This window comes from Borrelia nietonii YOR (assembly GCF_023035795.1).
Classification (GTDB): domain Bacteria; phylum Spirochaetota; class Spirochaetia; order Borreliales; family Borreliaceae; genus Borrelia; species Borrelia hermsii.
In genome coordinates this window covers 1-23,444 of record NZ_CP073158.1, presented here as the reverse complement: position 1 = coordinate 23,444, position 23,444 = coordinate 1, and the positions used below count along the sequence as shown (strand labels likewise).

Below are 23,444 nucleotides of genomic sequence, written 5' to 3'. Positions count from 1 at the left end.
ATCTCCTTATTTAATTATTATATAATATTTTACATGTTATAGGAACCTTCTTTTAGTAAAATGTGCTTTAAGAGAACGTATACCCAAAGTCAATAACATATATGCTGCTGATAGGCTATCTAATGAATCATCAGCGCTCTTTCCATCTCCTTTGTACTTATATATCAGATATAGCTGACTTGCTTGAATAGTACATAATACTTAAGTTAGAACTTGCAAATGGCTCTATTAACGCAACAATTCTAGTAAATTTATTACTTATAGGTTTAATTGGCGCAATTCTAAACTCATGATTCATACCTGCTCTAAGTTCAAGAAAAGTTTTAGTCACATTCCTATGCCCAAAAGTATCATCCCTATCTTCAACATATAATGTATGTACATTAAGGTTTGTCAAAATAGTTTTAATTGTATTTAATACCTTAGGATCACTGACTGGTAACTTCTCTTGAAATATAAATGCATAATACTTTTGATCTACTCTTTCTAAAACACAAAGGGCAGTATTATCACCTCCAATACTGTATGCAGGATCTAAATATGCTATTGGTGCCTTAAATTCATGATTACTTGTAAGATTAATATTGGTAAATATCGAATCGTATGAGGCAACCCATTCTCCCAAAAGTACCCTTGCCTTATATGTTGGCATGTCTTTATAAATCTCTTCTTGGCTTTTAATAAATTCTTTTGAAATTAGTTCATTATCATATGTTGTAAAGTTATATGTAGCATAAGTTTTCTTGTTATCAATGTAATCAGTTTTAAAAAAATGTTCTGGACTGTCAGGATTTGTATCAAATATAATAGTTTCCATACCTACTCTAAGTCTCTTTAAACATTCTATTAATGTTTCCTTATGCAGTGTAGTTGCTTCATTAACGTAAATAAGAGCGGAATTGCTTCCTCTAAACCTTTCAAAGTCACTTGCCTTATCTCCCCCATATAGATTGACTCTTAAGGAGTCTATTTCAAAATATGATGTATTAGAAAACTTTGGCGTAAAGGGTACTCTTAGCATACTAGCAATCTTTTCAAACTGCCCTAAAACATTAATCTTTAATGATTTTTGGGAATTACCTATTATAAAATTATTAATATTTTTTTCATACACATTCCTATTTGTAAGCAGTATTTTTAAGAATAGATAACATGCTAGAAATGTTTTACCGCTAGCAATCTCACCACAAAGGATTATTTTAGTTTGTCTACGTTTTTCAATAGATTTAAGTACTTCTTGTTGCTTTTTAGTTAAGTGTCTCTCCTTAAACCCTTTAAATTTAAAATTTAGATCTCACATCAACATCAGTAGCTTTAAGCTTAAGCATTGTCTTATAATAAAGTGACATCTTCTTAAGTTCTCTTTCCCTTTTAAGTTCATCCAGTTTAAGTTTTAAACCTTCAAGCTCCCTACTCTCTTCTTCTGAATGTGCAATTTTATTACTTAAAGTCTTCTTATAAAGATTGCTAATTTGCGACTCTAATTCTTCTATTTTGTAATTATGAGTTTAAGTTCCAACTCTAAATAACGACTAAATAAATTTATAAATTCTAGTCCCAACATGCTTCTGGCCATACTAAACTGACTTTTAAGATCACGCGCCTGGCCTACTTTGCAATGCTTGAAGTAAATATTCTTCAAAGTATCTTCACGAATAGTAAGCTTAACAGCACCAGTAATATACTCAGGGGCATCTTTAATTTCTTCCCACCTGCGTCTCATCTTTCCTACATTAGCACGACTCACTCTCATCTCTTTTGCAATACTAACGTCATTAAGCTTTCCTTCTTTAAAATACACAATATAATCATCAAACGATTTCTTTACCCTACTCATATATTTTTAAACCTAGTATAGATTAACAAAATCTAACACAAGATAGCATAAACTCTATAACAAAGCAATAAATTTTACAAAAACAATTAATACTTATAAGTACATGTACCTTAAGAAGGTAAATAGAGATATATTTTTAAAATCATAAAGATAAGGAGGTTTGTTATGAAAACGATTAATTTTATTTTGGTTTTATTACTAATAATTAGTAGTTGTGAATATGAACATAGAAATGCTACACCTAAAAGAAGAGTTAAAAGAAACTCGGAAGAACAATCAGAAGTACAAAAAACACCAGAAGCAGTGCTAAAAGAAAAGCTAAATGATACTGAAAAATCAAATCTGGATTTCTTAAAAGATGCCTTAGGTGATACGGAAAAGTTTAATCAACTTCTAAATCTAGATGAAGAAAAAATAAAAGCTGCACTTGAGCATATAAAGACTCAACTTGAAAGCTGTAAAGAAAATGCTGAAAACAGCAAAGCTACTTTTAAAGAGGTAGTAAAAGGATACTTTAGCAAAATGGATGATAATACACTCAATGGTTTTAAAGACGGAGCAACAAGTGGTTGTGTAGAAGGAGGAACAGGAGGTTAGATGAAACTCGCATAATCACAGATAAAAGTTAAGAAATAATATTTAAGAAAGAAAGATTTAAAAGAAAAAGGCAACAAAATTTCTAAATAAAAAAGTGTGAAAAAGAATAAATTAAACTCGTTATAAAAATGATAAGAGTAACTATAAAAATTAACTTTTAGTTAACATAAAAAATACAGTTAAAATTTAAAGAATAATACGTCTTATTGCAAAATGAAAAGCTACTAAAGAGACAAATAAAGTATATGTAGAGTAAATATTTAAGTATTTGTTAAAACCAAGTTAAAGTATTCTAAATATATTCCAAACATATTTTTTAAAAAAACCTATTCTATTTATATAAATAACCCTAGAGGAGATATTTTATATACAATGATGCGATGTTAAAATTGACTCTACGTTTAAGTATTTGCTAATATTTTTATATACCTTGGTACTACTTCCCATTTCAAAAATTTTACCAACTACCAATAAATACCTAAGCATCAAATTAAGTATTTATTTACAAAAAATTATTTGTTAAACTTTTGTTTTTGATAATGATTTGATTTATTATATATATAAATAGTGAAAGATTAAACCAATATTCCACCTTTTATTTATAAAAGTAATAACCTACATCTTAATCACGCTTAAATATACGCTTAGACGTTCAAAAAACTCTTTTTCCCTCTCTTTAAGTTCAAGTGAACCATAAAGCACACTGGACTTGTTAGCTACTATAAAATAATAGCTCAGAACACATTTGATTTTAACTTCATTTATCTCAAATTCATTACTTGTATATCTGTAAACAGGGTCCTCCCACCTCACACTTATATTAATACCAAAACTTCTAAGTACAGCGCATGGATTTAGAATATAATAATTACTTGTTATATATCCTAAATGAACAAACTTGTGATAATTCTTATTTATATCATTAACACTAAACTGCAACTTTTTAAATTTTTCTATGTAATAATGAAGACATAAAAATGACATCCCCACTGCTGTATTTATACAATTCTCACATTTTAAAGACCTACTAAATACAATTTAGTTGCCTTTCATAACAAAGATAATAAAACCTTCAGTTCTTTTACAAAAAACACAATCACAAAACTAATCTGGCTAAAACATCCCTTTAAACGCTGCTTTCCACATCTATTAATCTCAAGATCACTAGATTTTACAAATTCTAAAAAATCAAATTCGAAATCCATATCACACAACTCTTGATACACAAAGCTCTCTTTCAAAAAATCTCTGATAATAATACTCAGCTCGTCTAACTCAATATTCTTGATATCAATATCACTATTTAATTTTAAAGATTTGGCAATATTATTTACTTCTCTCTCCAATCTTGAAACCTCAGTCATTACATCACTAATAAAATTATCATCTCTATCAATTACACAGTTGATGGCCTCATTACCTATAATAATAAATAAATTACCCTTGTTTAAACCTGTACATAAGAGTTGCATTTGTACTTGAACATAATATTTAAAGAAATATTTATCTTCTAAAAAATTACCTGTCTTATTGTATTCAAAAGCTGCACTTTTTAAGTAAAGATTATCACTAAATTTGATCTCAAGTAACTCTGCGTCTCCCGTACTGTTCACAAACCATCCATCAATTATTGACCCAACTAATGTCTCACAGCCCTTAAATTTTTTGAAATAATTATATTTGTCAACACCGTTTGCATATTTGTTTTATGCAAAACTTCAATATTGCCTTCGTGCATACGTACAAATTCTCTAAATCCTAGGTTTTCTAGTTCCTTCCCCTTTCTCATACTTAAATTATCTTCAAATGGAATTTCTCTTCCTATAGCTTTAAGTATTCTATCTCTCATTAATTTTTTAAAGAATCAGCACCAATAAACATGCTTCCAACTTCACTTGCACCCATACGCTTCAAGACTTTTCTTTGCATATTAAAGTCAACCTTACTATTAAACTTAAAACATTCATCTCTGCCATTTTTTGGTAATTTACGTCCTATCCTGCTTATTTTACTTACTTGTTTTTGTTTACCTTTAAGATTTCCTTGAATTTGATATGCAAAAGATTCAAATTTTTCAAATACCATCTATCCGCACAAACCAAATTGTTGCATCTCTACCTCTGCTCTTTGATTATTTATTTTTGTTAAATTCTACAAAAAAATATCTTTTATTAAAGACTAGTTTACTTTCCGGTAATAATTACGTTATTATGATTAGTAATAATAAACCAAAAAAATAATAGGGATTAGAAATGAAAAGTAAAAAAAACCTACAAACAAACACCAACACAAATTAATCGTTTTAGTATCTACATTAGATTACGTGAACTTGAACCTTAAAAAATACACTCAAAGCAACATACTTTATTACTTTAATAATAATATGAAAAAAAATGGCCAAAAGCCTGTTGAACTTAAAACACTACAAAGTTATCTCTATAAATTAGAAAAAATATTAGGTGTCACAATTAATTATTATAGACATTTGGGCGTTAACATGGGAACTGAAATTCATTACAAACTTAAATATTCTAAAAAAGAATGTTACCGCATAATCAATAAACACTTTAGAGAAAAAAAAGAAGAAAGACACAAAAATCGTGCCAGTGCATATATTGAAAAGACTTGTATTCAAAATAGCAGTGTAGAAAAATGGGAGTGTTTTAATAATAATTGTAATAATAAAGAAGAAGATAAAAACATAAAATCTATAGAAAAATTACAAGTAGAAAAATACGCTAAAAAATGCAACTTTAAATCAAATGCTTTCCTCTCTATTTTGAATTTAGAAGCGGAAAAAGATTTTAAAAATTCAATCATTAAAAGCCATTAAAATAGCTGAAAATAGTGGGTATAAAAGTATAAATGACATTAAACCAAATAACAGTAGGCTTAAGAATAAACAAAAAGAATTAAGTAAGATACTAGATGAGACAAAAGATAATCTAGAGAATGAGGGATATAACAGCAAACAATTAGAAACACAAATACAAAACGTATATGAACAATATAAAAACAAACCCCACTTTATCATAGAAAAAGACAAATACAGTGATTTAAAGAAAATAATAGGCAAACTTAAAAAAACAGTTGAATATACTAATAAAAACACACAAAAAAATGAGAGAGACATTAGGAATAACGTATTTAGCATACTTCTTGAACAATTAAGACATAAAGTGGGCACATCGGTCTTAGTACCAATATTAAAGAATTACTTAAGCAGGCAGAACAAATTAGAGAATATAACAAGGTATTTAGTAACCATTACTGCTACCAACTTTTAGAGTTAATGGAAAATAATAAAGATTATTTACAATTAGGAGAATCTAAAAAAGTTACAAGTTAAGGATTAGTTATGAAGAATGTATTAGAACGCCTTAAAGAGAAAAAGTTAGAAATTAAGGATAAGCTGAAAAGTAGAGGTCTTTTCACAAGAATAGAGAAAGTTGATAGCAAAACAATATATCACACAAAGATAATGAATGATTTCTATGCGTTTGGAGTTGATGAAAGACAAAAGGATAAATTTTTTATTTCATTTAGAGAGCTATTTAATCAATCAAAAATAGAGTGGTTTAGCTTATTTCCTATAAAAGAAAGTGATAAATTCTTAGGTATTCATTATGGCTATAGAAATCCTCTACAAAATATTATAGTAAGATATGAGCATGAAGGAGTATCTAAAACATACACTTTTTCAAAAGTTTATTACATAGAATTTAGATTTAAGAAGGGTAGTGTGTTTTGTTATGTTAAGGGAATTTATCGTTTAATTAAAAAAGAAAGGTTACAGACAATATATAATAATTTACTGCTTAGTCGAATTCTCAATTTAGAAGAACAAGTATATGAATTTTATAATAAGAAACTACCAGAAGGAGGGATAATTATCAAATGGATAGAAAAAAACCTAAAATCATTACTATTGCTTCAATTAAAGGAGGTGTCGGGAAAAGTACAAGTGCTATAATATTTGCAACTCTTTTGGCAAAAGATCATAAAGTGCTTTTAATAAATATGGATACCCAAGCGTCTTCTACTAGCTATTTTATTAATACAATAGAAAAACAAAAAGTGGATATTATTCAATATAATATATATGAGGTAATAAGAAATAATATAGATGTTAACGAATCAATTACAGTATCTATGATGGTTTAGATTTAATTCCAAGTTATTTGAGTCTGTATCAATTCAATTCAGAAACTATTTTATTTAAAGAAATGAGATTAAAAGAAAATTTAAAATTACTCAATATCAAATACGATTACATAATATTAGATACTAATCCAAGTTTAGATTTTGCTTTAGTTAATGCTTTAGTTGTTAGTGATTATATTATAGTTCCAATGACGGCTGAGAAGTGGGCTGTAGAGAGTTTACAATTACTAGAGCATTTCATTAAAAAGGCAGGATTGAAAATACCTATATTTTTAATTGTAACAAGATTTAGAACCAATAAAACACATAAATATTTGTTAAACTTGATAGAACCTAGAGAAAATTTTTTAGGTTCTATCAAGGAACGAGAAGATTTAAATAGAAAAATAGCCAATAATGCTACTTTTGATCTTGATAAAGATTATATAAAAGAATATCAGGATATATTTAATAAATTTTTTAAAAAAATAGATATGATATAGAAATTTTTGTCCATTTAATGGACAAAAGGAGTATAAAAGTGCAAATTCAAGTAAATGATAGGGTTTTAAAGAAAATTGATAGTGAAGAAGAATTAAGGATTTATTACAATAGATTAAAGGAAAATTTTATAAATTCCTTTAAAAAGGAAATAGTCTATAAAATAGAGTGTATGAAGATCCTAAAAGAAATAAAGGATAATCAGTATTATAAGTTAGATGGATTTAAGACTTTCGATTCATTTACTAAAAATTTTAAAATAGCAAGGAGTCAGATATATAATTATTTAAAGTTAGCAGGTGCCATGGAAGATGGACTTATCAGTGAAGAGTATCTATTAGAGAATGGTATTAATGATTCACTTGATTTAATAAAGAATAAGGAAAGAGCAACACTTAAAAAATCAACGCAAAATTCAATTAAACCCCTTCGTTTCCAACTTAAAGACAGGAAAGTTATGATTTTTACAAAGAGCATTCTAAGTTTACAGCATTCTTTTTAGATGAGATTTTTTCAAATCAGAAAGATTTACTTGATAAGCTTCTGAAAAAATTTAAAAAACGAATGATAAGTTTTTATAGCTATTTAAATAGCAGTTGATTTTACTTCAATTTTGATGTATTGTACTATTAGTAGGTTCTCATTTTGAACTATCTATTTTTTTTGGTTATTTTGTTGAGGCAGTAGGCCTTACTTAAGTATTTTATCAAAAATACTTAAGTAAGGCCTAATTTTTTTGTTCTTATGTTTTAAGTTTTAATAGTGTGGTGTTTAAAAAAATTCTTTTTTTGTCAATTCTTAACAAAAAAACTAATTTTTAGTATTATACTTTCTTTATAAGAACCAAAAAATTATAGGGGTTAATCACGACAAATAAAATAACAAAAAATATTATAAATACAAAAACTAGAATGCGTAAAGCAGTTAAGAAACTAAATAAACAAACAAGAAAAGTAACAGATATAAGAGTAAATAATCAAAATTCAGTAACAAATGAAAATCAATCAAAGATAAACTTTCTAAAGTCTTTGCATAGTCTACAAATGCATTTAAGTGGTGTTGCTAAGAACCTTAATGGATATGGATATAAGTATCAAGATTTTAATGAGATAATAAGAGAAATAAAGAATGTTATAAGGAGAAATAATCTAGATATTGGTTTCGTGCAATATCCAACTATAAAGAATTTTGATGGTGATTTAGTTAATTTTATTACAACAACATTTTACAGTCCCAAAAGTGGATATAGAGAGTCATTTGATACACCTATTTACAGCGAAGAATTAATTTCAACGGGAGTAAAGAATCAAAATACATTACCTCAACTTGTAGGTTCATGCATAACATATTTAAAAGATATGCTCTTGTAGCATACTTTTTAATTAAGAGTGAAGTTGACACTGATGCTAGTTACTTGGAGCATGTTCAAGAAGCTAATCAAGAACAAGCTAATAGTGTAAGTGTTTTACTTGTAAAATCTCTAAAAAAAGTAAAGGTATTAATACTAAAACAGTAACTAAAGGCATAACAAAACAGCAATCTGTAAGTCATAAATCTGTAACTAGCCTTAAAAATCTTCTTAAACGTATACTTGCTAAGTATCATTATTACAAGAAATTACTACAAGCATCTAAAAGGATGCATTCGGTATTAGGTGAGACATCTTTTGATAATTTAGAAATGATAGATAAGTTTTTACTACAATTAAAGAATGATGATGATTCGAGTATACTCAAGTTTTTTGAAACTAAACCAGAGCTTAAAACTATAAAGTATTGGACTGAGCTTATAAATGATTATTTAACTTATTTTATCGCTTAATGATAACTTAGATTGTTTATTTGTAACTTTATTTTTACTTCTTAGTTGTGGAAGTGGTAGTACTAAGACGGAAGATCCTAAACTGTGTATTTAACATCTATAGCTAATTTAGGGAAAGGATTTTTAGATGTTTTTGTGACTTTTGGTGATATGGTTACTGGAGCTTTTGGTATTAAGGCTGATACTAAAAAGAGTGATATAGGAAAGTATTTTACTGATATTGAGAGTACTATGACAACAGTTAAAAAGAAGTTGCAAGATGAAGTTGCAAAGAATGGGAATTACGTAAAAGTTAAAACAGTTGTTGACAAGTTTATCACTGACACATTAGATAAGATTGCATCAGGAGCAAAAGAAGCAGCTAAAGGTGCTACAACTGATGTTGTTATTGGTAATGCTAAACAAAATGAGGATGCTGTAGCAGCAGAAGCAGCAAGCGTAAACTCACTTGTTAAAGGAATTAAAGAAATAGTTGGTGTAGTGTTAAAAGAAAATGAAGGGGATGCAGGCACTACTAAGACCAAAGATGAACAGCAAAAATCAATTGGTAAGTTGCTTGGTGGTAAAGATAATGGTGGAGCAGAAGCACAAGCAGCAGCAGCAAGTGCATCAATAGGAGCAGTAAGTGGTGCTGATATTCTTCAAGCTATTGCTAAGTCTGCAGAGGCTATTGGTGAGCCCACTATTCAGGCAGCAAAGAATGCGGCAGAGATTGCTGTTGCTAAAAAAGAAGACAATAAGGATCTTGGGGTTTCAGCACAAAAGGATGCAGTAATAGCAGCTGGTATAGCATTAAGGGCAATGGCAAAGGATGGTAAATTCGCTGCTAAAACTGGTGAAGAAAAATCTGCACATGCAGTAAATGGAGCAGCAGCAAGTGCAGTAGGTAAAACATTAAGCACCCTTATTATTGCTATTAGAAATACAGTTGATAGTGGATAAAAACAATAAATGAAGCACTAGCAGCTGTTAAGCAAGAAGATAAGTCAGCAGAAGCAACTAATCCTGCAGAAGCAACAACTAATGGGCAGCAAGCGAATAACTAGTTAAGGGTAAATATAAAGGATAAAGTTATTGTAAGGGAATAAATAAGTTAAGTAGTTATTATAAGGTAAGTTATTTTGAGAAGGTTTTTCTGCCTTAACAGGAGTTGTAAGCTCTGCGATTGCAGCTTCCACTGCTGCGTTAGCAGCCTTTAATAACTCATCAACTGATTTGTTGAGCTTAATAAGTTCAGAGGCTCCTTTATCCTTAGTACCATCTGATACATCTATAGCGGTCTTGGCATTAACATCAGTAACACCTTCTTTAGCAAGATCAGTATGCTTTGATTTTACTTGGGTTACGAATGCTTCACTTTCTTTCTTAACCATGCCAACCTTTGTCTTTAATTCATCAGAGATTCCAACGATTTGCTCTAATGATGTTAATTTAGCTTTTACAGTCAGTATTACTTGAAATACCCCTGCAATTAACGATCCATTATGGTCCTTCTCGTCCTCAAAGTTACTATTATCATTTTTAATTTTCTTACCAATAGCTTTAGCAAGTTCATCAATAGACTTAACCAAAGTATGAACTTCTTTAACGCTTGCTGCAAAATCACTAGCATCTTTTATCTTTTTACTTATCTTTGCCAAATCAAGTACTGTTCCGTCAGACTTAGCCACTTCGTCACTTTTAAGCTCTGGACCTCCATTATTACATGACATAAATACCATAAATAAAGTCATTATTATTGCACTTATTCTTTTTCTCATTTTTTTACGTGCCTCCTTTTAACTTATGCATTACCTTCAGCATCAGAACTATCGTTAGCTAATAGTTTCCTGTGCCGAAAACAAGAAAAGAGTTTCCCTTAAATGACTTTATTTTTTCTGGCTCTTACCTTTTACTTAATTAACTTATCTTACAATAACTACTTAACTTATTTATTCCCTTAGTTAAGACTTAGCAGGGGTTGTAAGCTCTGCAATTGCAGCTTCTACTTCACCCTCAGCTGCCTTTAACAACTCACCTATTGATTTGTTAAGTTTAACAAGTTCAACACCACCTTTTTCTCCAGCAGGAGTATTTACTTGATCTATAGCTTTTTTTACATGCTCATCCGTAGTCTCTGCTTTAGAAATATCAGAATCTGCTTTTATTTTATCCACAAATTCTTTACATTTACTCTTAGAATCAGTAATCTTTCCTTTTAGCTCTTCAGAAATTTCAGGCGTGTCCCCTAATTTTTCCAATTTAGCTTTCACAGTCAACATTACTTGAAATGCTCCTGCAACTAACTCTCCATTCTTATTATTTTTACCATTATCCACTTCAAGGTCTTCGGAATTTTGCATTTTGCTTAATTTTCTTTCCAATAGCTTTGGCAAGCTCATCTATTGACTTAACCAAGGTCTCTACTTCTTTAACACTTGCTACAAAAGTACTAGCATCTTTTATTTTTTTACTTACTTTTGCTTAATCAATTACTATCCCATCAGATTTAGTTACTTGACCTTGCTCTGCTGGTCCTGCACTACCATAAGATACAAATAAAACAAAGTCATTGTTCTCGCACTTAATTTTTTTCTTTCCAACATCTACCCCAATTTCCCTCTTGCCCTTACCACACATTTAGCTTACTTTTAAAGTATTTAATTATTTGATTACAATAAAAACATGCTCTTAATATCATACTTACAATTATTTATATTCAATCTTTACTCATGTAAATAATTTGATATACAATCAAACACTCCCTAAATAACATCAGAAGCTAAGAGCATTACGCTCCTAGCTTCATATTCCTTTTTGACTTTATTTCTCCCTGCTCTTACAGCTTACTTAATTAACTTATCTTACAATAACTTTATATTTTTAGTTTTATGATTTATTTAATAGTTGGTTGAGCAGTGCCAGATTCAGTAGCTTCAGTAGTAGTTTCAGAATATTGTATTCCCTTAACAGATTCTCTTATCTTATCTAGATTGCTACTTACTGTTTTCCTAATTATAAAATCAAGTACTCCTAATACCTTATTTACTGCACTTACTGCTGCTGCTTTAACTGCTTCAGTATCTGCAGCATTAGCACTGAATTTACCACCTTTAGTCATTGCCTTAAGAGCAACAGCAGCTGCTAAGTCTGCATTAGTTTTAGCACCAGCTGCAGCATCAGCCTTGTCATTAGAAGCAGCTAGTGCACCAGCTTCATTATCGGCACCGTTAAGTTTATCAGGAGCAGTAGCCTTAGCATTTTTAATTTTATCAATCATAGCCCATGGATCTGCTTTAGCAACTTCAACTGCTAATTTATCACCAGCTCCAGCAGAAGCCTTGGCAGTATGACCACCAAGAACAGCAATAGCATCAGTATCAGCATTAGCAGCGGCTATCTGATTACCTGCATTTCCAGCTTTAATCTTTACATCAGACTTCTCTGCTACATCAATAATTTCTTTAACTCCTGCAATAATAACTTCAACTCCATTCTTATCAGCAGCACCAGGAACAGCAATCAGCATTATCACCAATATTAGTATCACCAGCTTCCTTAGCAACCCCAGCAAGTTTAATTAGAGCAGCAATTAGTTGTTCAAAGACATCACTAGCACTGTTAATTGCACTCTTAACAGCTTCAATTGTGCTGCTATTAGCATTCTTTGCTTCAGATATTTCACCTGATAGCTCGTTTAACTTATCCTTAGTAGTTGTAAGTTCATCTCCTATTTTCTTAAAGTGTTCACCTACTTTACTTTTCTTGTCACCAGATTTAACAGTATTAAATCCTAATGCATCCTCTATTGCATTTCCAAAAATGCCAAAAATCTCTTGAAACCCATGTCCTATCTTCACTAATGAATCTAAGAAAGAATTTTTAGATTCAGCAGCCAATTTAACTTCTCATTTTTCATTACAACAATATAGAAGACATCCTGGATTTATCTCTAAGATTGCCTTTTACTCTAATTACTTAATAATTTAATTCTAACTATCTAGTTTATTGCTGATCTGTAGATTTTGGAGATCTTGCCTCATCCATTTTTTCTTTTGCTGTTTTAAGCACATTCTTTGCTGTCTTTTTAATTATATCCTCCACTGCTACTAACAGCTTATTTACTGCAGTTACTCCTATGCCTTGTACTTCTTTCTCTCCTCCTGCATTATTAGCTGCTGCTCCAGCTCCTAGTTTACCTGTCTTAACCAATGAACGTAATGCTATCCCCCCTGCTACAGCTGCTGCTTTTGGATTAGCACTATTTGATAGGTGAGCATCTGATCCTCCTTTAGCAAATTTCAATGAAGTTGTATTTTCATCTGCATTCGCTGTTAACGCTGCATCACTTTCTCCTGATCTAACTATTGAGTCTAATATCTCCTCACCACTTACTGCTGCTAATATTATTGCAGCTTTACCTGCATCAGTTGCTGATGGATTACCACCACTTGTAGCCAATATCTTAGCACCATCCTTATTATCTACTCCATTTACTGTCAATGTTGTAGCTCCTGCTTGTAATGCTTTAACACCTACATCTGTTGCTATTTCCACTATTCCTTTCAATGCCCTAAACATTTCTTTTAACTGAGCATCGTCTGACGCTGTTCCTGTACCCTGAACATTATTTGCATAACCTATTACATTAGTATCGCCTACTTGTCCTAAAGATTCTAAATGGCCTTTTAATTTGCTTAAAGTAGCCTTAGCAGTATCAACTGCATCCTTAATTCCCTTGTTTAGACCACCTTTATCAAGCTCTGTCTCTGAGTTTTTTACTATCTGTTCTAACTCTTCTGATGCTTTTCCAAGCTTATCACCTAAGCTGTTAAAATAACCCCCTACATCCTCTTTTTTTGTAGTTGATTTAGCAGTAAAGCCTAATGTATCTGAGAGTAACTCTAAAAAAGAATAAAAAGCATTCTCAGCACTTCTACCTACCTCCATTAGCACTGCACTTAAACTTCTCCCTCCTGTAGCTGCTGCACCACCATTAGCAGCATCAACAGCCTATTGTCCACAACCCATAAATAGAAAACTACAAATATAACAATACTCATTAAGGTTTTATTTGTGACTTTTAAAAAATTCTTCATACTATTGAAACTCTGAACAATCAGAGGGTAGGTAAAACAAAAGGAAAACGAATCTCATAAAGAGAGAAAAGTTTTCCTCAAATGACTTTATTTAGTTATGTATATTGTTATTAATTCTGATTATTGACCTTTAGTTTCAGAAGTTTGTTTATCAGTAATTACAGGAGTATCAGTAGAATTAAATTTTATAGCATCTTTAACAGTTTTAAGTCCCGCATCAATAGTTTTTCTTATTGCTATTGTAAGAGTACCCAATGCCTTAGTTACTGCACTTAAAGCTGAATCTTTAACTATAACAACAGCATCAGCAGCATCATTATTACCAGCAAATTTACCACCCTTTGCCATTGCACGCAATGCTATAGCCCCTGCTACAATTGCATCTTTAGCACCAGCACCAGCAGCAACATTATTATTAGCAGTATTATTCTTAGCTAATGTAGCGGCTTTACCACTAGAACCTTTAGCAATAGCTTGTAATATGTCAGCCCCAGTAACAGCCCCAACAGCTTTAGCAGCATCAGCTGCTGCTTTTTTCGCATTTGCAGCTGCATTACCAGCCTTATCATTACCAAATAAATTACCTGCATCATCACTATTATTAGCTCTTACACTAGAACCATCTTCTGCTTTTTTATCAGTACCAGCATCAGGATTTCCTTCTTCAAGAACTACATCTACAATGCTTTTAATTCCCTTAACTAATTTATCAACCTCCCCAACGGCACCACCAGAATCAGCAGCAGCCATATTGCCAAGTAATTCATCACCTTCAGCACCCTTTACAGCATCGTCTGCCCCTTCTATTATTTTATCAAGAGTATTAGTAATTAGAGCTTTTACAGCAATACCTGTAGCATCTGCATTAGGATTATTTTCGGATTTCATGTCCTCTACAATTTTCTCAAGGGACCTCTTAGTAGATGAAACAGTATCATGAACGGTCTTAAAGTAAGCTGCAACATCAGATTTTTTTGTCTCTGTACTAAAACCTAATACCTTGGAAACTATATCTCCAAATGATGTAAACACATTTAAGAAGTCATTACCTAAGTCTATTACTGACTTTAAAAATTTACTCTGAGGATCTTCCGCAACCCCACCGCTATTACAGCTTACTAATACCATAAATTAATTACTGCTCTAATTAAACTTGCTGAGACTGCTAAATAGGCTGGTAATGCTGATATTGGTGATGCAACTACTGATAATAATGCTCAGGTGCTGATGAAGCTAGTGTAAAAGCTATAATTGAAAGTGTAAAGACAATTATTGATGTAGCAGAGAAATCTGGCATAGAAATCAAGCCTGGGGCAATTTTGGTAGACCGGTGGCTAATGGAGATGGGCCTAAAGCTCTAATTCATAACGCTCAAGCTGGTGCAGGTGATGATGCAAAGCTAGTAGGTGAAGCATCAAAAGCCGACCCATGGGCAATGATTGACAAGATTAAGAATGCTAAGGCTTACTGCCCCTGCTGCTAATTCTGAAGTCGGAGTACTAGCTACTGCTACTAATGGGCAATAATGCTGCCGGCAGTGCAGTTACTAATGCAGACTTAGCAGCAGCTGTTGCTCTTAAGGCTATTACTAAAGGTGGTAAATTTACTCAACCTGATAATAATAAAGGTGGTGCAGTTAAAGCAGCAGCAGTAAGTGCAGTAAATAAGGCATTAGGAGTACTTGATTTTATAATTAGGAAAATAGTAAGCAGCAATCTAGATAAGATAAGAGAAGCTGTTAAGGGAATGCAATATTCTGAAACTACTACTGAAGCAACCAAATCTAGTACTACTACACAACCCGCTGTTATTAAATAAATTATCTAATTAAATAGTCTAAATAAAGTCATTTTAGGAAACTTTTCTTTTCATGAGATTTGTTTTCCTTTTATCTATATCTATCTCCCCTGAGAAAAAAGGAGGCACGTAATAATGAAAAGAATTACTTTAATGCGTTATTAATGACTTTGTTTTTACTTTTTAGCTGTGGGAGTAGTAGTACTAACGCTGAGGATCCTAAAACTGTATTCTTAACTTTTATTGCTAATTTAGGTAAAGGATTTTTAGATGTTTTTGTGACTTTTGGAGATATGGTTGCGGGTGCGTTTGGTATTAAGGCTGATACTAAAAAGAGTGATATAGGGAAGTATTTCACCGATATTGAGAGTACTATGACAACAGTTAAAGAGAAGTTGCAAGATGAAGTTGCAAAGAATGGTAATTACGTAAAAGTTAAAACAGTTGTTGACAAGTTTGTTGCAGATGTTTTAGACAAGATTGCAGAAGGGGCTAAAATTGCTGCTAGTGGGGCTACTGGCACTAGTAGTGAGTTAATTGGGAGTGCTACTAAAAATTCTGGTGCTACGGCTCCCAAAGCGGATTCAATAAACACGTTAGTTAAAGGGATTAAAACTATTGTTGACGTGGTTTTGAAAAAGGATGAGGGGAGTGCAGAGGCTACAAAGACAGCAGAAGATGATAAAAAGGATATTGGCAAATTGTTTAGTACCACTGCTGATGATGGAACAGATGCAGAGGCAGCAGCTAGTGCATCAATTGGTGCAGTAAGTGGTGCTGACATCTTAAAAGCTATTGCTAAGTCGGGCGAGGCTGCTACTGCTGGTGATATTAAAATTAATGAAGCAAAGAATGCAGCAGAGATTGCTGCTACCAATAAAGCTGATACTAAAGAGGCTAAACAGAAAGATGCAGTTATTGCTGCGGGAATAGCATTAAGAGCAATGGCAAAGGATGGTAAATTTGCTGCTAAGAATGAAGAGAAATCTGCACATGCAATAAATGGAGTAGCAGCAAGTTCCGTTGGTAAGACATTAAGTACTCTAATAATAGCAATAAGAAATACAGTTGATAGTGGATTAAAAAAGATAAATGAAGCACTAGCTACAGTTAAGCAAGAAGATAAGTCAGCAGAAGCTACTAATCCTGCAGAAGCAACAACTAGTTGACAACAATAAAGAATTATTAATAAAACATAACTAAATAATAAAGTCATTTTATGAAAGTTTTTCTCTTTTTATGAGAATTGTTTTCCTTTTTTGAATTTTGGTGGTGCATTAAATATTTGTACTAAGGATAAGACATAGCTTTTGTTTAGTCTTATGCTCATTAGGTGTAAGTAAGTACTATGAGATTAGTTTTGTTTAGTAAATAATTAATTTTACTTTATTAAAATAATTTTGAATTGCCTTTAATTATTACAAAATAAAATAATTGAGGTTTTATGAAATTTATTTTTTGATATTTAAATTATATGGTATATGTTTGGTAGTAATTATTATATTTCAATATTGAGATTTAATAGTTGAATAACCTAAGATCCCAGGAGGGAAATATGAGGAAGAGTATTTTAGCAGTATGTATGTTCATATTATTGTGTTTGTTATCATGTGATATAAATGCCCTTAATAATTTATTAAGTGAAGTAAGGGAAAAATTTTTAGATGAGAACAAAAATGATAAAGACCATAGACAAGGAAATCAAGAAGAGAAAGAACAAGAAGATGTTATTAGCAATGTTAAAGAAAGAGAAATACAACAAGACATGGAATTAGAACCTGTTAATGCGGGATTTGCAGTGTCTCAACAATTGTATCCATACTATCTTCAAGAAGAAATAGAGATAAAAGAAGAGGACCTAGCTCCAAGTACTGAGTACGAAAAAGACGCACAAGCAGAAATTGAAAATGTAAAAAGGGCTCTTGAAGATTCCAAATTTGATCAATTAATTGAGAACTCACGTAAGCTTCAAGTAGAGTCTAAGCAATTGGAATCCGATTTTTATAGAATATTTTCAGAACTCCAGACGAAACTTCAAGAGCAAAGGTCTCTTCCTAAAATCAATAGTCAAACAGATAGAACAAAGATACAAGAACTAATTAAGTTGCAAAATAGGTTCAATGAAAAAAGGACCCAGATCGATATGTTTATGACCCAAGTTGATGCAGGCTTTAATGAAAGAAGTTCCGCAAAATACTTTTTTGAAGAATCTGAAAAAACTTTAAAAGGAGCTATTTCTGAAAGATTAAGAAATAAACGTAGAAGTTACTCATCAAGAAGAGGGAATAGTGATTTATTAGCTAAAAAGGCACAAAGTGAAGTAGAAAATTCTTTAAGTTTATTAGAATCTTCTTCTGGGAAAATAGGAGAAGCAATGGGAATAAAGAAAGATATAGAGGAACTCATTAAAGAGGCTAAATCTTATCTATCAAGTCTTGCAAGATAGAGATACCAAAGGTTTAAGTATTTTATAACATTAGTATTTTCAAGAAGAGTTCCTTTATAAGGGACTCTCTTTGATTTTTTAAATAAGCTTCTAAAAATGCTTACCTTTGTAATTGACTATGCATTTTTTTATTATCATATCTTAAGGGTTTGTAAGTATAAGGATTATTGTTCCAAATTGTTTTTGAAAGGTGTTAAAGAGCTTTGTTATAATAATGTAAATTGAGTAACGAATAAATTAAAAAGTGGGGGTGCATGTTTGAATACTGAGATCGAGAAAGAGAGCTTGTTAAATCAAGAATATAAGGTTTTGGATAAAGGCTTTATAAAGCTTATTGACTATATGGGTAGTGACGCAAGAATAGTTCAGGCAGCAAGGATTTCATATCGAAGTGAGAGCATTAAGAGAGAAGATAATGAGCTTATCGATTATTTAATCAGAAATGAACATACAAGTCCATTTGAACAGGTAGTGTTTGCATTTCATGTTAAGGCTCCCATATTTATTGCAAGACAATGGATGAGACATAGAACAGCAAGGATGAATGAAGTTTCTGGTTCTTATAGTTTGATGAGGGAAGAGTTTTATGTGCCTTTAGAAGAAGACATAAAAATTCAAAATATTGAGAATAGTCAAGGTGAGGATGAAGGAATTACATACAGCCTTACAAAGGATATAATAAGTAATTTAAAGGAGATTCAAAGTTCTTGTTACGAGCTATATCAAAATATGATAGATTGTAATGTTTCAAAGGAAGTCTCTAGAATAGTTTTGCCCTTAAGTTTATATACCGAATGGTATTGGCAGATTGATTTAAATAATCTTTTTCATTTTATTAAATTAAGATTAGCTTTAAATGAGTCAAAAGAGGTTAGAGAACATTCATCAAAGGAAATGCGTGAATATGCCAAGATATTGCTCAATGTTATTGAAAAAATAGTACCCATTGCTACTAAAAGTTTTAAAAATCATATTTTGAAAGGTTGTAGGTTATCTTATGAAGAGATAGTTGCAATTTCTGGAGTTTTGAATACCAGTAAACTAAAATTAAGTGATAAGGCATTAAAGAGATTGCAAGATAAACTTAATATTGAACAATAAACGAAGCTTCTTCATGATATTATTTAACTTAAGTAGTAATAAATCAAAGTAAAACATTGTGACTTAGAGATTGAATTTCTGATGTTGCAAAATTAGCTGAAGATATTTTTATCAATGGTATTTTGGATAATATAAATTCTTATCATAGGTGCTATGGTCAAAAGTTAATTGTTTAATATAATTTTATTTCTTCGTATGCTTGATAATCGTTTTTATTACTTTATTGAACTTTTGAAAGCAAAGAACTTACGTCTTTTTTGAGCTTCTCTAAGTTTGTCTTTGCTCGCTGGTCTTTTTGGTATCTAAAATTATTAGTAGTAAGATGTGTAGCATTGCTTAGACTTTCTTTAATTGTACTTAAAAGTTTTTTAAGATCTTTTATTAACTTATTTTTGTTAAATCTGTATAATTTATTTTGAGCCTTGTATTTTTTCTCGTTTGTAGGTCTTATATTATAACTAGGGTTTAATTTCATTTTATTGAATTCAATTTTTCCCCAATCATCTTCTATTTGTTTAGCTAGTTTAAGTTCTTTTTTACATTATTTTTGGTTTTTTTGAACGTGATTTATATTCCCTATTTAATCTGTTTTCTTCATCTTCGTCTCCGTTATTATAGTCATCTTTATCCTCGTCATCATCATCATTATCTTCTTCTTCTTCTTCTTCTTCTTCTTCTTCTTGTGAAGTTGAATAATTGTGCTCAAAGTCATTATAACCGCCACTTAAACTGATAGGACTAGTATTTACGGCCACTTAGGCCAGGTTCAGAGTTATAAGTGAAATCAAAGTTATTTGAATCGCTGATTTTACCTTGAAGAGAATTGTTGTTTGAGGTACTTCCAAAACTGTCCGGATATGAATTGTAACTAATATTAATAGGCGTTGTGTCATACCCGAAGACTTAAGTAATTTGTGTCTCCTTCTTCGCTGCTAAGAGTATCCCCTTCGGCAAAGCCACTTATACTATATCCTTTGCTGAAATTTCATCCTTTTTCCCAACAGAGCGTGGTAACTGCTATTCTTGACCGCTTGCTTAAAGTACCATCAAGCATAGGGCCCCGAATCTTTTTTTATAGATCTTCTATTTCTTAGTGTAGATCCCTTACTTCTTGACTTTTTAGTAGTATTGTTTTGATTCTTGCTAGAAGAATTTTCAATAGTTTCTTCACTAGTCTTCAATGTGGAGTAAATTAACAGATTTATCTTTTAGTTTGCCATTAAATATTAAAACACAACTAATAAAACTTAAAAGAAAACTTAAGCCTAAATACTGTGTTTTTGATTGCATATATGTAGTGTCTTTCCTTTTAGTTTGATTGATTTTAGTAAGTATAGAGTAATTATCAAATGATTTTAGGGATACTCAAAAATAACATGTTTTAGGTAAGTTACTAACTTGTCTTTATAAAGACAAGTTAGTAACTTACTATTAAATAGTGCGGGATTATTTATAAGTACTTTTCTTTCGTTAAGGATTAGTGCATAAACGTATTGTAAATCTTTAGTTGTGATTTTACTGCTGCAGTTAAAGGACCAGCAATAAGCGCGGTTGCTAAAGCCCTAGATATATGCACTATTGCGATAAGGAAAACAATTGATGCAGGACTTAAAAAAGTTAAAGAAGCTATGAAAATTAGTCCTAATGATACTCTTATAAGTTTTGATAAGCCAACCTCTGAAGCTAAAAACTAGTACAATAAATACTGAAAATATAAAGTCATTTAAGGGAAACGCTTTTCTTAATCTTATGTAAAGCAGTAAAATTATTCGCTTGAGACGGTTCTGATGCTGAAGGTAATGCATAAGTTAAAAGGAGGCACGTAAAGAAATGAGAAAAAGAATAAGTGCAATAATAATGACTTTATTTATGGTATTAGTAAGCTGTAATAGTGGAGGGCCAGAGCTTAAAAGTGACGAAGTGGCTAAGTCTGACGGAACAGTACTTGATTTAGCAAAAATAAGTGCAAAGATAAAAGAGGCTAGTGCTTTTGCAGCAAGTGTAAAAGAAGTTCATACTTTAGTTAAATCAGTAGATGAGCTTGCTAAAGCTATCGGGAAGAAAATTGGTGCCAATGGTCTTGAAACTGATGCTGATAAGAATGCAAAATTAATTTCAGGAGCATATAGTGTAATATCAGCTGTAGATACTAAATTAGCATCATTAGAAAAAAAAGTTGGAATTTCTGATGACTTAAAGGGAAAAATTACTGCTGTTAAGAATGCAAGTACAGCCTTCTTAACCAAGGCTAAATTAAAGACAGCTGATCTTGGTAAAGATGATGTTAAGGATGCTGATGCTAAGACCGCTATAGATATAGCAGATACTGGAGCCAAGGATAAAGGTGCGGAAGAGCTTATTGCTTTGAATACATCAATTGATGAATTGTTAACGGCTGCTAATGGTGAAGTAACATCTGCAATTAAGGAGCTTTTAACCCCTGCTAAGTCAGAGTCTGCTAAGCCTTAATTAAGAGATAAATAATTTAATCATTTATTATTATAAGATTACTTTTTAATCTAAGGTAATTATCTAATAAAATAAAGTCTATAAATAATAAGCTAAGAGTATGCTTCTCTTAGCTTATTTTGTTTTTTTATTCTCTCTTTATTTGCTTTACTACTTTATTATATTTTTTAGATTACTTTGATTACTTTTATCTTTTAGACTTATATTTATGCATTGTTTTTAACTTATTTTATCGCTTAATGATAACTTAGATTGTTTATTTGTAACTTTATTTTTACTTCTTAGTTGTGGAAGTGGTAGTACTAAGACGGAAGATCCTAAACTGTGTATTTAACATCTATAGCTAATTTAGGTAAAGGATTTTTAGATGTTTTTGTGACTTTTGGAGATATGGTTGCGGGTGCGTTTGGTATTAAGGCTGATACTAAAAAGAGTGATATAGGAAAGTATTTCACTGATATTGAGAGTACTATGACAACAGTTAAAAAGAAGTTGCAAGATGAAGTTGCAAAGAATGGTAATTACGTAAAAGTTAAAACAGTTGTTGACAAGTTTGTTGCAGATGTTTTAGACAAGATTGCAGAAGGGGCTAAAATTGCTGCTAGTGGGGCTACTGGCACTAGTAGTGAGTTAATTGGGAGTGCTACTAAAAATTCTGGTGCTACGGCTCCCAAAGCGGATTCAATAAACACGTTAGTTAAAGGAATTAAAGAAATAGTTGGAGTAGTTTTAAAAAAGGATGAGGGAAATGCAGACGCTACTAAGACAGCAGAAGCTGAGAAGAAATCAATTGGCAAGTTGTTTGGTACTAACGCTGCTGATGGAGCAGAAGCACATGCAGCAGCAGCAAGTGCATCAATAGGGGTAGTAAGTGGTGCTGACATCTTGCAAGCTATTGCTAAGTCTGATGAAGCTGGTGTTGGTGAAATTGAGATTAAGAAAGCAAAGAATGCGGCAGAGATTGCTGTTGCTAAAAAAGAAGCTGCTAAGGAACTTGAAGTAGCTGAAGTACAAAAGGATGCAGTTATTGCAGCTGGTATAGCATTAAGGGCAATGGCAAAGGATGGTAAATTCGCTGCTAAGAATAATGAAGAGAAATCTGCCCATGCAGTAAATGGAGCAGCAGCAAGTGCAGTAGGTAAGACATTAAGTACTCTAATAATAGCAATAAGGAATACAGTTGATAGTGGATTAAAAACAATAAATGAAGCATTAGCTACAGTTAAACAAGAAGATAAGTCAGCAGAAGCAACTAATCCTGCAGAAGCAACAACTAATGGGCAGTAAATAAAGAACTAGTTAAGGGTAAATATAAAGGAAGTTATTGTAAGATAAGTTAATTAAGTAAGCTGTAAGAGCTGGTAAAAATAAAGTCAAAAAGGAATATGAAGCTAGGAGCGTAATGCTTTTAGCTTCTAATGTTATTTAGGGAATGTTTATTTGTATATCAAATTGTTTATATGAGTAAAGATTGAATATAAATAATTGCAAGTATGATATTAAGAGTATATTCTTATTTGTAATCAAATAATTAAATACTTTAAAAGTAAGCTAAATGTGTGGTAAGGGCAAGAGGGAAATTGGGGTAGATGTTGGAAAGAAAAAAAGCAATGGGCAAGCGGCAAGGGGATTTGTACTATTAAAAACTAAATTA

The 23,444-nt window shown here is 31.3% G+C and carries 23 protein-coding genes and 10 pseudogenes; 17 read left to right on the top strand and 16 right to left on the bottom strand.

The genetic code is table 11. The features are described from left to right. Nucleotides 1-36: 36 nt before the first annotated feature. Both bhYOR_RS07655 and bhYOR_RS08340 read right to left on the bottom strand, forming a co-directional pair. Nucleotides 37-1,288 (bottom strand): annotated as a pseudogene (locus bhYOR_RS07655) (PBSX family phage terminase large subunit); the annotation flags it as partial. Next, a pseudogene (locus bhYOR_RS08340) lies at nt 1,281-1,837 on the bottom strand (DUF603 domain-containing protein). The pseudogenes bhYOR_RS08340 and bhYOR_RS07655, both read right to left, overlap by 8 nt. A 165-nt stretch (nt 1,838-2,002) precedes the next feature. On the opposite strand from bhYOR_RS08340, the gene bhYOR_RS07645 reads away from it, so the two are divergent. Next, nucleotides 2,003-2,434: an Mlp family lipoprotein gene (locus bhYOR_RS07645; RefSeq protein ID WP_025400154.1), complete on the top strand. Its 432-nt coding sequence runs from the start codon at nt 2,003-2,005 to the stop codon at nt 2,432-2,434. A gap of 615 nt (nt 2,435-3,049) precedes the next feature. Here the strand turns inward: bhYOR_RS07645 and bhYOR_RS07640 are convergent. The 4 genes from bhYOR_RS07640 to bhYOR_RS07625 all read right to left on the bottom strand — a co-directional run bounded on the left by bhYOR_RS07640 (nt 3,050) and on the right by bhYOR_RS07625 (nt 4,519). After that, complete coding sequence (locus bhYOR_RS07640) at nt 3,050-3,418, bottom strand: DUF261 family protein (RefSeq protein WP_051480189.1); 369 nt, start codon at nt 3,416-3,418, stop codon at nt 3,050-3,052. 65 nt (nt 3,419-3,483) lie between these two features. After that, nucleotides 3,484-4,047: a PDDEXK family nuclease gene (locus bhYOR_RS07635; protein ID WP_051473531.1), complete on the bottom strand. Its 564-nt coding sequence runs from the start codon at nt 4,045-4,047 to the stop codon at nt 3,484-3,486. A gap of 26 nt (nt 4,048-4,073) precedes the next feature. Next, on the bottom strand, nt 4,074-4,283 hold the full coding sequence (locus bhYOR_RS07630; RefSeq protein WP_051473533.1) for a hypothetical protein: 210 nt from the start codon (nt 4,281-4,283) through the stop codon (nt 4,074-4,076). Beyond that, a complete protein-coding gene (locus bhYOR_RS07625; RefSeq protein WP_051473536.1) occupies nt 4,283-4,519 on the bottom strand; it encodes a hypothetical protein in 237 nt (78 codons plus the stop codon). The genes bhYOR_RS07630 and bhYOR_RS07625 overlap by 1 nt, the downstream gene beginning before the upstream one ends. A gap of 205 nt (nt 4,520-4,724) precedes the next feature. Between bhYOR_RS07625 and bhYOR_RS08285 the strand changes: the two are divergent. The 9 genes and pseudogenes from bhYOR_RS08285 to bhYOR_RS07585 form a co-directional block, all read left to right on the top strand. Beyond that, a pseudogene (locus tag bhYOR_RS08285) lies at nt 4,725-5,267 on the top strand (plasmid maintenance protein); the annotation flags it as partial. Continuing rightward, nucleotides 5,236-5,721 (top strand): plasmid maintenance protein, encoded by a 486-nt coding sequence (locus tag bhYOR_RS08280; RefSeq protein WP_330378883.1) that lies wholly within the window; start codon nt 5,236-5,238, stop codon nt 5,719-5,721. The pseudogene bhYOR_RS08285 and the gene bhYOR_RS08280, both read left to right, overlap by 32 nt. A gap of 71 nt (nt 5,722-5,792) precedes the next feature. Then, a complete protein-coding gene (locus bhYOR_RS07615; protein ID WP_025434377.1) occupies nt 5,793-6,407 on the top strand; it encodes a DUF226 domain-containing protein in 615 nt (204 codons plus the stop codon). Then, nucleotides 6,332-7,080 (top strand): annotated as a pseudogene (locus bhYOR_RS07610) (ParA family protein). The gene bhYOR_RS07615 and the pseudogene bhYOR_RS07610 overlap by 76 nt, the downstream one beginning before the upstream one ends. A gap of 38 nt (nt 7,081-7,118) precedes the next feature. Then, nucleotides 7,119-7,580 (top strand): chromosome replication/partitioning protein, encoded by a 462-nt coding sequence (locus bhYOR_RS07605; protein ID WP_407933143.1) that lies wholly within the window; start codon nt 7,119-7,121, stop codon nt 7,578-7,580. Between the two features lie 409 nt (nt 7,581-7,989). Beyond that, entirely contained in the window at nt 7,990-8,448 is a 459-nt protein-coding gene (locus bhYOR_RS07600; protein WP_051480188.1) for an ERF family protein, read from the top strand. Beyond that, nucleotides 8,415-8,594, top strand: a complete 180-nt coding sequence (locus bhYOR_RS07595) for an ERF family protein (RefSeq protein WP_051480187.1) — start codon at nt 8,415-8,417, stop codon at nt 8,592-8,594. Before bhYOR_RS07600 ends, bhYOR_RS07595 begins: the two co-directional genes overlap by 34 nt. Nucleotides 8,595-8,716: 122 nt before the next feature. Next, the gene (locus bhYOR_RS07590) at nt 8,717-8,899 is read left to right on the top strand and encodes a hypothetical protein (RefSeq protein ID WP_040126318.1); all 183 of its coding nucleotides are present in this window, start codon (nt 8,717-8,719) and stop codon (nt 8,897-8,899) included. After that, nucleotides 8,886-9,945 (top strand): annotated as a pseudogene (locus tag bhYOR_RS07585) (variable large family protein). Before bhYOR_RS07590 ends, bhYOR_RS07585 begins: the two are co-directional and overlap by 14 nt. Here bhYOR_RS07585 and bhYOR_RS07580 read toward each other — a convergent pair. The 7 genes and pseudogenes from bhYOR_RS07580 to bhYOR_RS07555 form a co-directional block, all read right to left on the bottom strand. Beyond that, nucleotides 9,946-10,659 (bottom strand): Vsp/OspC family lipoprotein, encoded by a 714-nt coding sequence (locus bhYOR_RS07580; RefSeq protein ID WP_025434376.1) that lies wholly within the window; start codon nt 10,657-10,659, stop codon nt 9,946-9,948. A gap of 183 nt (nt 10,660-10,842) precedes the next feature. Beyond that, nucleotides 10,843-11,262 carry a Vsp/OspC family lipoprotein gene (locus bhYOR_RS07575; RefSeq protein WP_281506153.1) on the bottom strand — a complete coding sequence of 140 codons (420 nt, stop codon included), beginning with the start codon at nt 11,260-11,262 and terminating at the stop codon, nt 10,843-10,845. After that, nucleotides 11,219-11,344 (bottom strand): Vsp/OspC family lipoprotein, encoded by a 126-nt coding sequence (locus tag bhYOR_RS08275; protein WP_281506155.1) that lies wholly within the window; start codon nt 11,342-11,344, stop codon nt 11,219-11,221. Before bhYOR_RS08275 ends, bhYOR_RS07575 begins: the two co-directional genes overlap by 44 nt. 18 nt (nt 11,345-11,362) lie before the next feature. Continuing rightward, on the bottom strand, nt 11,363-11,518 hold the full coding sequence (locus tag bhYOR_RS07570) for a hypothetical protein (protein WP_241763819.1): 156 nt from the start codon (nt 11,516-11,518) through the stop codon (nt 11,363-11,365). 256 nt (nt 11,519-11,774) lie between these two features. Further along, a pseudogene (locus tag bhYOR_RS07565) lies at nt 11,775-12,780 on the bottom strand (variable large family protein); the annotation flags it as partial. 103 nt (nt 12,781-12,883) lie between these two features. Then, nucleotides 12,884-13,977, bottom strand: a pseudogene (locus bhYOR_RS07560) (variable large family protein). A 120-nt stretch (nt 13,978-14,097) separates the two neighbouring features. Continuing rightward, nucleotides 14,098-15,105: a variable large family protein gene (locus bhYOR_RS07555; RefSeq protein ID WP_025434175.1), complete on the bottom strand. Its 1,008-nt coding sequence runs from the start codon at nt 15,103-15,105 to the stop codon at nt 14,098-14,100. Between the two features lie 95 nt (nt 15,106-15,200). On the opposite strand from bhYOR_RS07555, the pseudogene bhYOR_RS07550 reads away from it, so the two are divergent. From bhYOR_RS07550 to thyX, 4 genes and pseudogenes are all read left to right on the top strand, one after another. Continuing rightward, nucleotides 15,201-15,795, top strand: a pseudogene (locus bhYOR_RS07550) (variable large family protein); the annotation flags it as partial. 143 nt (nt 15,796-15,938) lie between these two features. After that, a complete protein-coding gene (locus bhYOR_RS07545; RefSeq protein ID WP_040126259.1) occupies nt 15,939-16,943 on the top strand; it encodes a variable large family protein in 1,005 nt (334 codons plus the stop codon). Nucleotides 16,944-17,329: 386 nt separating this feature from the next. Further along, a complete protein-coding gene (locus tag bhYOR_RS07540; protein WP_080684299.1) occupies nt 17,330-18,220 on the top strand; it encodes a P12 family lipoprotein in 891 nt (296 codons plus the stop codon). A 258-nt stretch (nt 18,221-18,478) separates the two neighbouring features. Continuing rightward, the gene (gene thyX, locus bhYOR_RS07535; RefSeq protein WP_025400181.1) at nt 18,479-19,321 is read left to right on the top strand and encodes an FAD-dependent thymidylate synthase; all 843 of its coding nucleotides are present in this window, start codon (nt 18,479-18,481) and stop codon (nt 19,319-19,321) included. Between the two features lie 220 nt (nt 19,322-19,541). On the opposite strand, the gene bhYOR_RS07530 is transcribed toward thyX, so the two are convergent. The 3 genes from bhYOR_RS07530 to bhYOR_RS08270 form a co-directional block, all read right to left on the bottom strand. Next, on the bottom strand, nt 19,542-19,796 hold the full coding sequence (locus bhYOR_RS07530; protein WP_025400180.1) for a hypothetical protein: 255 nt from the start codon (nt 19,794-19,796) through the stop codon (nt 19,542-19,544). Nucleotides 19,797-19,857: 61 nt separating this feature from the next. Continuing rightward, the gene (locus bhYOR_RS07525) at nt 19,858-20,076 is read right to left on the bottom strand and encodes a hypothetical protein (protein ID WP_025434171.1); all 219 of its coding nucleotides are present in this window, start codon (nt 20,074-20,076) and stop codon (nt 19,858-19,860) included. 291 nt (nt 20,077-20,367) lie between these two features. Further along, nucleotides 20,368-20,502 carry a hypothetical protein gene (locus tag bhYOR_RS08270; protein ID WP_281506166.1) on the bottom strand — a complete coding sequence of 45 codons (135 nt, stop codon included), beginning with the start codon at nt 20,500-20,502 and terminating at the stop codon, nt 20,368-20,370. Nucleotides 20,503-20,832: 330 nt separating this feature from the next. Between bhYOR_RS08270 and bhYOR_RS07520 the strand changes: the two are divergent. From bhYOR_RS07520 to bhYOR_RS07510, 3 genes and pseudogenes are all read left to right on the top strand, one after another. After that, nucleotides 20,833-21,015, top strand: a pseudogene (locus bhYOR_RS07520) (variable large family protein); the annotation flags it as partial. A gap of 136 nt (nt 21,016-21,151) precedes the next feature. Further along, nucleotides 21,152-21,790: a Vsp/OspC family lipoprotein gene (locus bhYOR_RS07515; protein WP_025434170.1), complete on the top strand. Its 639-nt coding sequence runs from the start codon at nt 21,152-21,154 to the stop codon at nt 21,788-21,790. A 226-nt stretch (nt 21,791-22,016) separates the two neighbouring features. Then, a pseudogene (locus bhYOR_RS07510) lies at nt 22,017-23,077 on the top strand (variable large family protein). The last annotated feature ends 367 nt before the right edge of the window (nt 23,078-23,444 follow it).